The sequence below is a fragment of the Nostoc sp. LEGE 12447 genome (assembly GCF_015206985.1).
Taxonomy (GTDB): domain Bacteria; phylum Cyanobacteriota; class Cyanobacteriia; order Cyanobacteriales; family Nostocaceae; genus Nostoc.
Genome location: NZ_JADEXT010000001.1, coordinates 340134 through 354367 on the forward strand (window position 1 = coordinate 340134; position 14234 = coordinate 354367).

12 protein-coding genes are annotated in these 14234 nt (G+C 42.5%); 8 read left to right on the plus strand and 4 right to left on the minus strand.

Annotated features, from left to right (window positions below):
* Window positions 1–519: 519 nt before the first annotated feature.
* The 3 genes from hpnH to IQ274_RS01430 all read right to left on the minus strand — a co-directional run bounded on the left by hpnH (window position 520) and on the right by IQ274_RS01430 (window position 5332).
* On the minus strand, window positions 520–1539 hold the full coding sequence (hpnH, locus tag IQ274_RS01420) for an adenosyl-hopene transferase HpnH (RefSeq protein WP_012411559.1): 1020 nt from the start codon (window positions 1537–1539) through the stop codon (window positions 520–522).
* A gap of 116 nt (window positions 1540–1655) precedes the next feature.
* Window positions 1656–2639 (minus strand): hopanoid-associated sugar epimerase, encoded by a 984-nt coding sequence (gene hpnA, locus IQ274_RS01425; protein WP_163931599.1) that lies wholly within the window; start codon window positions 2637–2639, stop codon window positions 1656–1658.
* Window positions 2639–5332 carry an efflux RND transporter permease subunit gene (locus IQ274_RS01430; RefSeq protein WP_193867145.1) on the minus strand — a complete coding sequence of 898 codons (2694 nt, stop codon included), beginning with the start codon at window positions 5330–5332 and terminating at the stop codon, window positions 2639–2641. The genes hpnA and IQ274_RS01430 overlap by 1 nt, the downstream gene beginning before the upstream one ends.
* Here IQ274_RS01430 and IQ274_RS01435 point away from each other — a divergent pair.
* The 8 genes from IQ274_RS01435 (at window position 5302) to IQ274_RS01470 (ending at window position 13517) form a co-directional block, all read left to right on the plus strand.
* Window positions 5302–6342: a ferritin-like domain-containing protein gene (locus IQ274_RS01435; RefSeq protein WP_322745166.1), complete on the plus strand. Its 1041-nt coding sequence runs from the start codon at window positions 5302–5304 to the stop codon at window positions 6340–6342. The two genes, IQ274_RS01430 and IQ274_RS01435, sit on opposite strands and share 31 nt — an antisense overlap.
* A complete protein-coding gene (locus tag IQ274_RS01440) occupies window positions 6335–7024 on the plus strand; it encodes a phosphorylase (RefSeq protein WP_193867146.1) in 690 nt (229 codons plus the stop codon). The genes IQ274_RS01435 and IQ274_RS01440 overlap by 8 nt, the downstream gene beginning before the upstream one ends.
* A gap of 409 nt (window positions 7025–7433) precedes the next feature.
* Window positions 7434–9146 carry a putative bifunctional diguanylate cyclase/phosphodiesterase gene (locus tag IQ274_RS01445; RefSeq protein ID WP_193867147.1) on the plus strand — a complete coding sequence of 571 codons (1713 nt, stop codon included), beginning with the start codon at window positions 7434–7436 and terminating at the stop codon, window positions 9144–9146.
* Between the two features lie 494 nt (window positions 9147–9640).
* Window positions 9641–12199, plus strand: coding sequence for a type I restriction enzyme HsdR N-terminal domain-containing protein (locus IQ274_RS01450; RefSeq protein WP_322745172.1), 2559 nt, complete (start codon window positions 9641–9643; stop codon window positions 12197–12199).
* 15 nt (window positions 12200–12214) lie between these two features.
* Entirely contained in the window at window positions 12215–12454 is a 240-nt protein-coding gene (locus tag IQ274_RS01455) for a hypothetical protein (protein ID WP_163933456.1), read from the plus strand.
* A complete protein-coding gene (locus IQ274_RS01460; protein ID WP_193867148.1) occupies window positions 12447–12824 on the plus strand; it encodes a type II toxin-antitoxin system RelE family toxin in 378 nt (125 codons plus the stop codon). Before IQ274_RS01455 ends, IQ274_RS01460 begins: the two co-directional genes overlap by 8 nt.
* Window positions 12802–12939, plus strand: coding sequence for a hypothetical protein (locus IQ274_RS01465; RefSeq protein ID WP_163933368.1), 138 nt, complete (start codon window positions 12802–12804; stop codon window positions 12937–12939). Before IQ274_RS01460 ends, IQ274_RS01465 begins: the two co-directional genes overlap by 23 nt.
* Window positions 12936–13517, plus strand: a complete 582-nt coding sequence (locus tag IQ274_RS01470) for a Uma2 family endonuclease (RefSeq protein WP_163933451.1) — start codon at window positions 12936–12938, stop codon at window positions 13515–13517. Before IQ274_RS01465 ends, IQ274_RS01470 begins: the two co-directional genes overlap by 4 nt.
* Before the next feature lie 32 nt (window positions 13518–13549).
* On the opposite strand, the gene IQ274_RS01475 is transcribed toward IQ274_RS01470, so the two are convergent.
* Window positions 13550–14215, minus strand: a complete 666-nt coding sequence (locus IQ274_RS01475; RefSeq protein WP_193867149.1) for a LuxR C-terminal-related transcriptional regulator — start codon at window positions 14213–14215, stop codon at window positions 13550–13552.
* Window positions 14216–14234 lie beyond the last annotated feature (19 nt).

Consider the following 14234-nt stretch of genomic DNA (forward strand, 5'->3'; position numbering starts at 1 on the left):
TTGAAAAGATTGATAAAATCCAGCGCTGGGCTGTTTTTAAATATTTGTTATTAAACCTCATCCATGTTGAAACCTAGAGTTTTTTAAAAGATATATTTATGTAGGTTGGGTGGAGTGAAACGTAACCCAACATTACCACCAAATTTTATGTTGGGTTACGCTATCGCTGCACCCAACCTACAAAACTACGGTTCTCAAGGTAGACGAGGTTTAATCACCATTCTGTAACACTTAAAGTATTGCACTGATCTACATCTTGCCCTAACACACAAACTCTAGTATGACTTCTGCAATAGTAAATGAAGTAGGGACAATTCATGAATTGCCCCTACTAGGAAATCAGAGTTTTGTATTGTTTTTGTAAGTCCTATCTCAACATCTATGTCATTAAAAGGAATTGAGCTATTAGCCTTGGAATTTATTCCAAGGCTAGTTGGCAACAAAGCGAGAGATTAAAAAGATAGGGGTGAAAACAACGTTTTTAAATATGGGGTTACTTTTCCCCTTTTCCCCTGATTATTAATTCCTGCCAAACACACTGCCTAGGGCACGCGCCATATTTTGCGGTTGCATTGCATCCATTGCGGCGGTGGGTTCGTAGCCGCAGTGAACCATACAATCGGCACACTTGGGATTACCACTCTTCTGGCCGTATTGACTCCAATCAGTTTGTGCTAGTAATTCCTTGAAGGTAGAGTAATAACCTTCGTTCAACAGATAACAAGGTTTTTGCCAACCGAGAACACTATAACTAGGGCTACCCCAAGGCGTGCATTCGTAGTCCTTCTCACCAGTAAGAAAATCTAAGAACAGTGGATTGTGATTGAAGTTCCAGTTTTTTTCACCCGCTTTGTAGGGAGCCAGAATTTGCCGGAAGAGGGTGCGGGTTTGTTCGCGGTGGAGAAAATGATCTTGATCTGGTGCCCACTCGTAACTGTAGCCGGGAGAAATCATCATCCCGTCAGTATTTAGGGTTTCCAGAAAGTCGAAGAACTCTTGCATATCTTGAGGTTTAGTACCCTCAAAGATAGTTGTGTTAGTGGTGACACGAAAACCTTTAGCTTTAGCGGCGCGGATGGCTTTGACAGCAATATCAAAAACACCTTGGCGGTCTACACAATGATCGTGTAACTCACGCATTCCATCTAAATGCACGCTAAAAGTCAGGTAAGGTGAAGGTTGAAACTTATCTAGGCTCTTTTCTAACAACAAACCATTGGTACACAAGTAAATATATTTCTTGCGCTCAATTAATCCTTGAACAATTTCATCAATTTGGGGGTGTAGCAGAGGTTCTCCTCCAGGAATTGATACAACCGGTGCGCCGCACTCTTCCACTGCGGTAAAGCACTGTTCTGGGGTGAGATTTTGCTTTAATATTTCCTTGGGATGTTGGATTTTACCACAACCAGTACAGGCTAGATTACAACGAAAAAGAGGTTCCAACATCAATACTAAGGGGAAGCGTTTACGTCCTTTCAAACGCTGAGTAACCAGATACTTCCCGATATCCATAGCTTGTTGTATATTAACTGCCATTGTTGCGATCGCTCCTCTTTTATAAAAACACCACAGGAAAACATAAAACCTTCTTAGGGCCGCAAGACCTTGCGCCCCTACTGTCTATTGCATCCACACATAAATCGCTATATTTTTCATTTGACATAGCCCTGAGCAACAAACCAATCCACAGCATCTTTGAGTGCTGCTTTCAGCGAAGATTGAGGTAGACCCAATTCTCGTACAGCCTTTGCAGCATTGTAATACATTGGTTGTTTTGCCATCCGAACACCATCCAATGGCACTGAGGGCGATTTTCCCAAGGGTGCGAGAATCTTTTCATCAACCCAGGCAGCAGTAAAGGGCAACCAAGCGGGTACTGTGCGTTGAGGTGCGATCAAACCTGTGATATCGGCAAGTTGTTCGAGTAGTTCTTTGAGACTTAGATTTTGATGACCTAAGATATAGCGATCGCCTGGCTTACCCCGTTGCAAGGCTAGTAAATGCCCCCACGCCACATCTCGCACATCGATAAAATTAAGACCAGTATCCAAGTAAAAGGGCATTTGCCGTCGTAAAAACCGTAAGATTATATCACCTGTGGGGGTAGGTTTGATATCTAACGATCCAATGGGGCTGCTGGGATTGACTATAACTACCTCTTGACCTGTAGCAACAGCTTGCATCGCTTCTTGTTCAGCCAGAAACTTAGACTTTTTGTAGTTCCCCACCAACTTTTCTAGGGGACTCTGATATGTTTCATCGACGACTTGACCAAATGATCCTACCCCAATTGCCGCAACCGAACTGGTATAAACGGTGCGCTCAATGCCAGCTTTATTAGCTGCTACCAAGACATTGCGCGTACCCAGAACATTATTATGGTGAAGTAAATCTCGGTCTGTTTGCCAGAGAGAATAATGGGCTGCGACATGAAATAGATATTGACAACCTCTCATTTGTTGCCAGAGATTTGGATTGTTCAAATCGCCTTTGACAATTTCTACCTCCAAACCGCGTAGATTCTCCAAATTGCTACTTGAGCGTACCAGCGCTTTGACTGTGTAACCCTCTTTCAATAACAACCGTACCAAGTGGGCACCAATAAAACCTGTACCCCCCGTGACAAAAACTTGCATCAACTTCTCTCTCTTGTCTGAAAGCGGGGAAACCAATCATCTAAAATAGTGTAGACTACCGGCACGACAATCAAGCTGAGGATAGTTGAAGTTACCAGTCCTCCAGCGATCGCTACAGCCATAGGCGATCGCAATTCTGAACCTGCACCAAAACCCAATGCGATCGGTAGCATCCCTAAAATAGTGGAGGCAGTGGTCATCATAATTGGTCTGAGGCGCACTAATCCAGTGTTGAGGATTGCCTCTGTGCGTTCTGTGCCAGCATTGCGTAACTGGTTGATATAATCCACAAGCAAGATGGCATTTTTATTGGCCAGCCCCAGCAAAAAGACAAAACCAATCAGTGAGATCATACCAAAATCGCTCTTAGTGATCAGTAGTGCCAACATTGCCCCCACCAGTGCTAAAGGCAAAGATACACCAATCACTAGAGGGTCTACCCAGCTTTTGAACAGCAAAATTAGTACTACAACAATACACAAGGCAGATAAAGCCAAAGTACTGCCAAAACTGCTAAAAACCTCACCTTGGCTAGCTGAGTCTCCTCCTAAATTTAACGAAACATTAGAAGGTAACACCGCCTTAGCTTCAGCTACCACTTTATCAGTAGCATCACCTAAAGATAGACCCTTGCCAAGATTAGCACTGACATAAGCTACTCGCTGATTATTCAGACGCTCGATCTGAAAAACCTCACCTTGAGGATTTGTTTCACCTGTAACTGTGACATCGGCAAATCCCGGTAATCTCTGAATTCTCTCTTTAATTGCCTTGACTGCTTTACTTAAGGCTTGAAGATCGTCACCGCGCAAAGCTATTTGGAGAGGTTTTTGACCGCCAGAATCAACAAACTGAATATCTTCCACACTGGTAGTTACCCCAGAAAGGACTGGTAAAGTGGAGCGGAATTGGTCTTGTAGTTCTCCAGTTGTGATTGTGCGGTCTTCCTTTAACTTTATATATAGTGTGCCTTTATTCGGCTCACCCTCACGAGAACCAACAGTAGTAAATACCGTTTCAACTGCTGGTGATTTTCTGACTACATCTTCTAGTTTTTTAGCAACTTGAAGAGAATCGTTTAAGGGATTGGGGATTGGGGATTGGGGATTGGGGATTGGGGATTGGGGATTGGGGATATTGCTTCCTTGTGCGCCTCTAGCAAAATCGGGGATACTCGGTAAAGGAGCAGTATAAGCAATATTGAATTCGCCGCGATCGAGTTTGGGAATAAACCCTTTGGGAATTAGGGGAATCAGCACTATACCTGCAATAAAACTGAGTACAGCTAACCCGACAACTATCTTCCGGTGATTCAAAGACCAACTCAGCAAGCTTCTGTAAGATTGGGCAAATGCGACCCAAATTCTTGCTTCTCGACGCGGAGAGAGCGAGGGTCTAGGTTTTAGCCAGTAAATCGCTAGAACTGGAGATAAAGTCCGAGCAACTAGCATAGAAGCAAGCATCGCGGCTGAAACAGTGATACCAAAGGGCTTGAAAAACTGCCCAATTACACCACCCATTAAACCTATGGGCAGGAAAACCGCTACTGCTGTCAAGGTAGCGGCGGTGACTGTTAATCCAATCTCATTGGTTGCTAAAAGTGCCGCTTGGCGAGGAGTTTCCCCATCTTCAATGTGTCGCATGATGTTTTCTACATCCACGATCGCATCATCAACAATACTCCCAATCACCAAAGCTAAAGCTAACAGCGTAATTGTTTCTAAGTTGAAACCGAAAATTGCCATGACGATAAACGTCGCCAACAAAGATGTAGGAATCGCCAAGGCAGAAATTAGGGTGGCTCGCCAATTCCATAAAAAAGGAAAAATTACCACGATGGACAACAAGACTGCTTCGAGCAAAGCATCGATAGTTGATTGGGTGGCTTGGCGGATATATTTTGCTTGGGTAGCAGCTAAAGTGAGTTTGACATCTTTGAGGGTAGAGCGTAGCCTTTGGACTTCTTTTTCAACTCGACTCACCACTTCTAAGGTGTTAGCGTTACCGCGTTTGATTACCTGAAATGCGAGTGCATCTTGCCCGTTAAATCTGACTAAGGTTGCGCCTGCTTGGGGGATGGCTGCTGCACTCACATTCGATGGATTTAAAGGAGGAGTTGCAGTCGCACCGCCTAACAGTGAGACTTTCAGGACTCCTGGTAGTTTAGCGATCGCACTTACAATCTCGTCTTTCGCCAACTTTGTCAAATCTGTAAGATTCCGGGTGGGACTCTCAATCGCATAGCTAATGGCGGCTGACTCGTTCAGGTTCAGGGGAATAATTTTAGAAGTCGCTCCTTGAGGCAAAGTCAGCTGCTTGAGGGCAGTTTCCACCTTTTTGGTTGATGTTTCTAAATTCGTACCAACGGCAAAAGAAAGGCTAACGGCTGTTTGACTGGGATAGGTGGATGAGCGGATATTCTCCAGTCCTTCTAGGGAACGGAGGCGTTCTTCGAGGGGTTTGGTGAGCTTCGCCTCTGTATCCAAGGCAGTTGTCAGGGGGGCTGTAGCATTCACAACCACCACTGGAAAGGTAATATCTGGAAACAAAGCGTACTTAAGAGAACTGAAAGCCAGAATTCCAGCTACCGTTACGGCAATCCAAAAACTCACCGTCAGCCACGAAAATTGAATCGCTAATTTGGAAATATTGAATACTTCTCGTGCAGATTTTGAGTTATGAAGCTTTACCATCTTGGAAAATTATCGTGTGGGTGACACAATTATTTAGTCATGCTACAGCAATCACCTTCGGTTTGCGAGTTTTGGTTACTACTAACGGCAATATTACTTATTGTCACTCAGATATGACCCAATCTTTAATACAAAAGGAAACTTCAAAGATGAAACTTGGTTCTGTCGAGCATAAGGAATTATTCTGCCGGAGCTTTACCGAAAGCTACAGGGAATACGAACCTGAGTCTCTCCCCTGGCCAGATTTGGACGATACAGCCTTGAGTTTCTTACGCAGTATTCCCTTTTGGGAGAAAGCTCTAGATACAGAACGACAAGCTGGAGCAATAGTTAGTGGCTACGCAGCAACGGTGAGCGATCCTATTTTACAAAGTGCGATCGCTCTCCAAGGTGAAGAAGAATTACGCCACGCCCGTCTACTTCAAACATTAATTGATCGTTACGGCATCGAAATACCAGAACGTCAACCAATTCAAGTTCCCCAAAATATCGAGCCAGTCTTTACGCGTTTTGGCTTTGAAGAGTGTCTGGATACTTTCTTTGCTTACGGGTTATTTGCGATCGCCCGTGAAGCTAATGTTTTTCCAGAATCTATTTTCACTATCTTTGATCCCATCATAGATGAAGAAACACGTCATATTGTTTTTTTTGTCAACTGGTTTACCTATACACAAATTGATCGTGGCCAGGGATTCATCCCATTACGGAGCGCCAAAACCCTCTGGCAATACGGCAAGGCTCTTAGTAATTTGATTGCCGTCTTTGGCAATGATGACCCTAGTAAAACTGGCTTCGCTGTCACAGGTGCTGACATCTTTACCAAAAACCTGACACTAGAAAAATTTCTCAGCATTTGTCTGGTAGAAAATCAGCGCCGCATGAGCAAGTATGACCCCCGACTACTCCAACCACAATTACTACCCAGATTAGCCAATATTGCTCTCCGCACCCTTGAGTTAATACCCAAACGCAAACTTCAGAATATTGAGAGTGAGAGGGCTAGTGCCTAATTTTTTGCCCATCAACACTATTCTGGTACCTCAAGGAGCAGAATATAAAGCTGTTTGTCGCGGATTAAGCGGCGTTACTGGTTCCATCCCAAATGTAGCAGCCATACCTGTTGGGATGAAGCCCTTACTTAAGTATCTGCACCAAGGACAATTTTTAGCTCCCAAATCCAGGGTGCTGATTATGGGTATCTGTGGCAGCTTGAGCGATCGCTACAAAGTTGGTGATATTGTGCTGTATCAAGATTGTGTTTATCAGGGGAAGCGGCTAGAGTGCGATCGCACTTTTACAGCACAATTGCACTCTCTTGGATCAGAAAAAGTATCATTAGTCAAGTCATTAACTAGCGATCGCATGATTTGGTCTGCTGCCGAAAAACTTCATTTGGGTGAGACTTTGGCGGCTGATGTTGTTGATATGGAAGGATTTACTGCCCTAGAGTTTTTCAAGGTGGGTGGGGTAGCCGTGGCAATGCTGCGAGTAGTCAGTGACGATTGTCAGCACGATATCCCCGATCTCACATCAGCAATTAACTCTGATGGCTCCTTAAACCCTTTCCCTTTAGCGATGGCAATGCTTAGACAACCGCTTGCAGCTACTCGGCTAATTCGAGGTTCATTAACAGCATTAAAGGTGTTAGAGCAAGTTACAAATATGCTCTTTTCTGGTAATAGACCGGAATGATTTGTTGAATAATAGCACACTTAGCGGTTTTTAAATCCCCGACTTATTTGATAAGTCGGGGATTTAACTTTCTCTGAATACATTTTCATATAAGTCGAAATTTTTGAAATCGAACTATATAAAAAATATCTTTGATTATATTTGTGTTGATATCACATTAATCACAAGAATAATTACTATCAGTGTAAGAATCAATACAATTTTGATTTGGATGATGAAATTGCTTGTGCAATAATTTTCACAGAAACTTTATCGTTATGGATATTAATTATAAAAGAATATTGGGAAGCATAATATAGAACCTTATCAGGGTTGGGTTCCAAGAGAGCTAATTATTTTTTATTTGAATAAAAAATACTCTTTTGTAAGAATAGCTCGGAACTAATTTACCTACGATCTAACAGAATTTATGAATTTTAATCAAAACTTGTACTTGTACTCGTTCCTAGCTAATTTTGGATGGCTCAAAAAAAGTTACACCGCTAAAATCATGTTGGTGGCTTTTTTAGGTACTCATGTACCACTTCTAACCTTACTTTTGAGTTTCGTCATCTCAAATTCCTATTCCTTTGGGATGGCGGCACGAGTTATGATTATTGCTCTATTGGCTACATTGGCGGGTACAGCTGTCACTCTCTATGCGCTAAACCATCTCCTCAAACCGGTCATTTTGACATCTGGTGCATTACAAAATTATCTGAACACCAAAACACTGCCTAAATTGCCCACAGAATTTGTTGATGAAGCGGGTACGTTGATGGCAGATACCTCACAAACTCTTCACAAATTAGATGAGTTAATTCACCAAATCACTAATTATGATGACCTGACTGGATTGCCCAATCGTGATTTATTCCGCGATCGCCTCCATCAGATTTTATCCCAACCTGAAAACAACCAGCGCCTTGTAGCTGTGTTTTTGCTCAGTATTGATGATTTCACTGGTATGAGTCATGGATTGGATCATCAGACAACAAATTTATTGTTAAGAGCAGTTGCCAAGAGATTATTAGACTGCACGGCGCAAATAGATGTTCTTGCCTATTTAAAAGGAGATGAATTTGCTCTTGCCCGAATGGATATTCATTCTTTGGAAAGCGTAATTAAGCTATCTCAGGTGCTGTTGAGTAACCTGAGCAAGCCTTTTGCCTTTGAGGGTAACTTGATTCATATTACCGTCAGTATCGGTATCACACTTAATAACCTAACCGATCCTAATAGCGTAGATCAACTTTTGCAACAGGCTCATATAGCGCTTTACCAGGCTAAACAGCAAGGGCGTAGCCAATACCAATTCTATTCGCCAGAAATTAATGCTCAGTTGCAAGAGCGACTGACTTTAGAAAATGAATTACATGGAGCGCTTGAGCGTGGTGAAATGCTGGTTTATTATCAACCTCTAATTGATTTACATAGCGGACAAGTTATAGCGATGGAAGCGTTGCTTCGCTGGCAGCATCCTACATTAGGCTTGGTTTCTCCTGTAAAATTTATTCCCATTGCAGAAGCTAATGGTGCGATCGTACCAATTGGTGAATGGGCTTTGCGAACTGCTTGCGCCCAAACCCGTGCTTGGCAGCTTGCTGGATTTACCCCAATTCGGATATCTGTGAATCTGTCATCTCGACAGTTTGAACAACCCTATCTGGTTGAGATCGTTAACCAAATTCTTGAAGAAACTGGACTCCAAGCATCTTCCTTAGAACTAGAAGTGACGGAAAGCTTTTTGATGGCTGATATTGATCGTTCAGTTAAAACCTTAAAACAATTACGAGAACTGGGTATCTGCTTGGCTCTAGACGATTTCGGTACTGGTTATTCCTCCCTGAATTATTTGAAACGCTTTCCTGTGAATATGCTCAAAATTGATCGATCATTTGTGCAGGATGTCATGTCTAATCCTGATAGCGCCGCCGTCACCGATGCGATTATTGCCCTAGCAAAGAGCCTCCGGTTGAAAATCACAGCAGAGGGTGTGGAAACCGAAGAACAGCTTAAATATCTAAAAATGCGTGGATGTGATGAAGGTCAGGGTTTCTACTTCAGCCGTCCTGTTCCTGCTGATATAATTGCCCCGATGTTGGATAAAAATTCTCAGCGGATAAAGATTACTACAACATAGGTGGATGTCTAAGCCTATTACAACCAATCACACTTTTGCACTGCTCTCGGTAGCCACCCGAATCTCAATCTAGCGCTATGTACCTAGATTGAGATTCTTTTTGTATGGAAGCGGGGCTTCCACACAAATTGTCCGGGTTTAGCCGTATTAGAATCCATTGGCAAATTCGCAGTAGTAAAAGGCGAGGCTAATCCTCTGGGGAACTGCGATCGCACAGATAAAATAGAAAAAGGGTGATGTGTTCACCAGGAATACACAGCGATCGCCATTAAAGAATTAAAAAAAATTATCAAGCAGTGACTACAATGGCGCTAAACTCTTATGACGAAGCAGCCCTTAGAGTCAACTTGATAGCCCCTGATGAAATTAGCCGATATCCTCAAGGACTCAAATTATAAGCTGTCGCAGTTTGCGATCGCTGAAATTGAGCAGTTAGAGCAGACGATTACCTCAAGGCGACCAAAAACGGTGATGTTCCTTATACAGTTTGTTTGGTGCGCCAAAAGGCGATTAAGCTAACGCCAGAGGAGGCAATCCGGCAATTATATTTACGGGTTTTGAGCGATCGCTTGCACTATCCCCTCGGTCGCATTCAAGTTGAGTATGGGGTGAACTTTGGGCGAGAAGTGAAACGGGCAGACATCGTGGTAATGGACAAAGACCGTCCCAACACGGTTTATATGCTCGTGGAGCTAAAGAAACCAAAGCTGAAGGATGGGAAAGACCAGCTGCGCTCTTACTGCAATGCCACAGGTGCGCCCATCGCAGTCTGGACGAATGGCGATCAAATTTCTTACTACCAGCGCAAAGACCCTAATCATTTTGAAGATATTCCGGGGCTACCCAATGCGAATCAAACCCTGGCGGATATTCTCCAGATCAAGTTCACCCTGGAAGACTTGATCGCCAATGACAAGTTGGTCAAGGAGAATAAATCCCTCAAGACCTTAATCGAAGAAATGGAAGATGAGGTGCTAGCAAATGCTGGGGTGGATGTATTTGAGGAACTGTTTAAGCTGATTTTCACCAAGCTCTATGATGAATGGTATTCTGGGCAGGGCAACAGGCGATCGACCCGTTCTCTGGAATTTCGCAATACGGGACAGACAGAAGCCGCACTGAAAACTAAGATTCAGGATCTCTTCGACAAAGCCAAGAAGAAGTGGGAAGGGGTGTTTAGCGAGGATGCCAAAATTAGCCTCACGCCGTCTCACCTGTCAGTTTGTGTGTCGTCGTTGGAAAATGTGAAGCTGTTTAACTCTAACCTGGATGTAATCGATGAAGCCTTTGAGTATTTGATCAACCAGAGCAGCAAGGGCGAAAAGGGACAGTTTTTTACGCCGCGCTATGTAATTGATCTGTGTGTGAAAATGCTCAACCCGCAAGAAGATGAGTACATGATTGATACGGCTGCGGGATCATCGGGGTTTCCGGTGCATACGATTTTTCATGTGTGGCGGCAAATTTTAAATGATGAGGGATTGCAAGCGAGTCATTTGTTTTCGCTGGAAGATAAGCCGCCCCGGTGCAAAGAGTATGTGGAAGACAAGGTGTTTGCGATCGACTTTGATGAAAAAGCGGTGCGGGTAGCACGGACGTTAAACCTGATTGCGGGGGATGGGCAAACAAATGTGTTGCACCTGAACACCCTGGATTATGAACTGTGGGATGAAGTCACCGAGCAAGAGGCTTGGCAACTCAGTCAAATATGTATAATCAGAAGCGGTACGACTCCACCAGATAGAGATGAAAATCTAAAAGAAGGAGTGGTACTACTAAAGACTAATGACATTAGAAATAATGTTCTAACAAATAACAATATAGAAAATTATTTTTTTATTGACGAGACAATTAACACCCGCATGAAAAATACGCAGCTTCAAGCAGAGGATATATTAATAAATATTGTGGGTGCTACGACTGATGTTATTGGACGTGCAGCTTTTGTGTCTGACGATTTTCCAAAAGCTAATATCACTCAAGCAATGAGCTTATTAAGGATTAAAGATAGGAAATTTATTGATCCTTGTTATTTGTTTTCATTTTTAAGTGGTTTTTACGGAAACCAGCAGGTTAGGAGAATTGCTCGACCTACAGGGCAATACAATATGAACCTTGTGGAAGTTGGCTCTATAAAACTGCCTGTTATAAACTTTAATTTTCAGAGAAAGATTAGAGGTTTAGTTACTCAATCCCGTACTTTAGTTGAAAGCTCTAAGAAAATTTATTCTGAAGCTGAGGATTTGCTGTTGTCGGAGCTTGGCTTGAAAGACTGGCAACACACGGAAGAAACCGTTGCCGTCAAGAGTTTTGCTGAGTCATTCCTGTCCTCCGGTCGTCTTGATTCTGAACACTATAACCCGAAGTACGATCAAGCTGTAGAAAAACTCAATAGTCTGAATCCTATAAAAATTATTCATCTTGAAGATATTTTAATAGATATCACCAATGGTCATACTCCTTTAAGACATGATTTGAGTATTGGAGATGTAAAATTTTTAACTGCCGAACATATTCATGATTTCAAAATAAATTATGAAACACAAAAACGTATTTTAATATCTCATCATCAAACCGAATTAAAACGAACACATCTGAATAATGGAGATATTTTGATAACGATCAAAGGGAGAGTCGGAAATGCAGCAGTTGTTGAAAACCTAAATCAATTAGTCAACATTAATCAAGATGTAGCATTGTTACGCCTAAAATTTGGGTTTAATCCTTACTATTTAGTAGGATTTCTCAATTCTCAGCTAGGAAAACTACTGATTGAAAAAGCATCCACTGGACAAATTAATCCATTTTTAAGCCTAGGAGCTTTGAGGAAGTTGAGCATCCCAATTTTTGCTGAAAGTAGAATGCAAGAACTTGGAATTTTAATTAAATCAAAAGTCGAGGATTTTCATCAAGCTGAACTAAAATCCAAACAACTGCTAGAAATTGCTAAAACAGGAGTAGAACGAGCGATAGAAACCGATGAAGCGACAGCCACAATTTGGATAAACCAGCAACTTGAAGCCTTGGGCATTAATCTAACCACGACCACTTAACATACTGGAGTAGCAATGAAAGCACTTAAAGTCATGGCAACGATCAATGAGGAGGGACAACTAACCTTAGATCATCCTCTCACAACAGATAAAAACAGCCGTGTAGAAGTCATTGTTTTAATCCTAGATGAAGAAACCCCAGATGAGGCATCTCAGGCAGAAATTTTAGCAGATTTCCGGCAAGCTTGGCACGAAGCCATGACTGGGCAAACTATCCCGGTGGCTCAACTTTGGGAAGGTCTTGAAGATGGTTGATCAGCCTTTGATTCAAGTTCAAGCTTCGCCAACGTTTAAACGAAATATACGCACTCTTGCTAAAAAATATCGCAGTATCCGGAATGACATACAACCTGTTATCGAACAACTTCAGCAGGGAGAGTTGCCAGGAGATCAAATACCTGGTGTTGGTTATGCAATCTTCAAGTTGAGAGTCCGAAATAGCGACGCTCAAAAAGGTAAAAGTGGCGGCTATCGTCTGATTTATTACGTCAAAACAGCAACTGGAATCATTCTACTGACTGTTTATACCAAATCTGAACAAGTTGATATTGCAGCAAAGGATATTCAGAGCATCATTGCAGAATATGAGCAACAGACAATCAATGATGAAGAAAGGGATATATAAACAACTGCTGGAAATTGCTAAAACAGGAGTAGAACGAGCGATAGAGACTGATGAAGCGACAGCCACAATTTGGATAAACCAGCAACTTGAAGCCTTGGGGGTAAAACTGACATGATTGCTCAACCTGAGACAAAACACTACACCGTTGAAGAGTACCTGGAACTTGAAATCGCCTCCGATATCCGCAACGAATACCGTGATGGAGAAATTGTCCCTATGACAGGTGGAACCCCAGACCATAATGATATTACCAGCAACCTTGTGGCTATCCTGAAAGCCACATTGCGGGGAAAGCCATACCGTGTATTTATCCTGGATCAACGACTCTGGATTCCCGGTGCAAATCTCTATACTTACCCTGATGTGATGGTTCTGCCCAAGCCCTTAGAACTTCAAACTGGACGCAAAGATACCGTGGTGAACCCCTGCTTTATTGCTGAGGTATTGTCTAAGTCCACCCAAAACTACGATCGCGGCGAGAAATTTGTTGCCTATCGTAAAATTCCTACCTTCCAAGAATATTTGCTGATCGATCAATATCGCATACACGTTGAGCATCATGTCAAAACAGCCGCTCATCAGTGGCTATTTTCAGAATACGACGATCCAACTGTCACCCTTTCTTTGAGTACCTTTGAGTTGCAAATTCAAATTGCAGAACTTTACGAAAATATTGATTTTTCAACTGTTTGAGTTGAACGTCCAATTAACATACTTGAAGATGACTATTTTGAAATTGTGGAAAGCTTTGCAACCATGTGAGTCCGAGATGAAACCTCAAGTTTGCGAAACATCCTTTTTAAAGCTTGCTTGACAGAGTTTTCAGTAATCCAAAGTTCAGTACTAATTTCTGCATTGGTTTGTCCTTGAGCCACCAAGTTAGCAATTTGCTTTTCACGAGGTGTTAAACGCTCTGTCTGTGATAGTAGTGGATGTTGGGATTGCGCTATTGCTACCCAAGTAGAAATGTGCAGACAAAGCGCACTCAAATCTGTGAGATTTTGTGAATCGAATGTAGGCATTCCTTGCTGACGGGTAAAACCTACCACACCTACTAACTGCCCATTGCTGACAATTGGCCCTGCCATAACGTGCCAGTGATCGGCACGAGGACAAATCAATCTCCATGTCTTAGGCTCTACAACTAAACCTTCATGAACAGGGGCATGGTGTTCTAGCAAGTAACGTGCAACTGGATTGTGTTGAGGTGATAATGCAATTTGCAGTGCTTTTTGGAACTTGCTGTCAAGTAGAGAAATTTGAGCAAAGAAAAACAGCCCACATCGTGTAGCTGAAAAATATTCACTCATTTCTGCGCGTATGTGCGATCGCAACGCCTCTTCATCTTTAGCTTGAGCAATTTCATGAAATAGAGCTTGTAAAGCAATCATGATTGGCAAATTGTACACT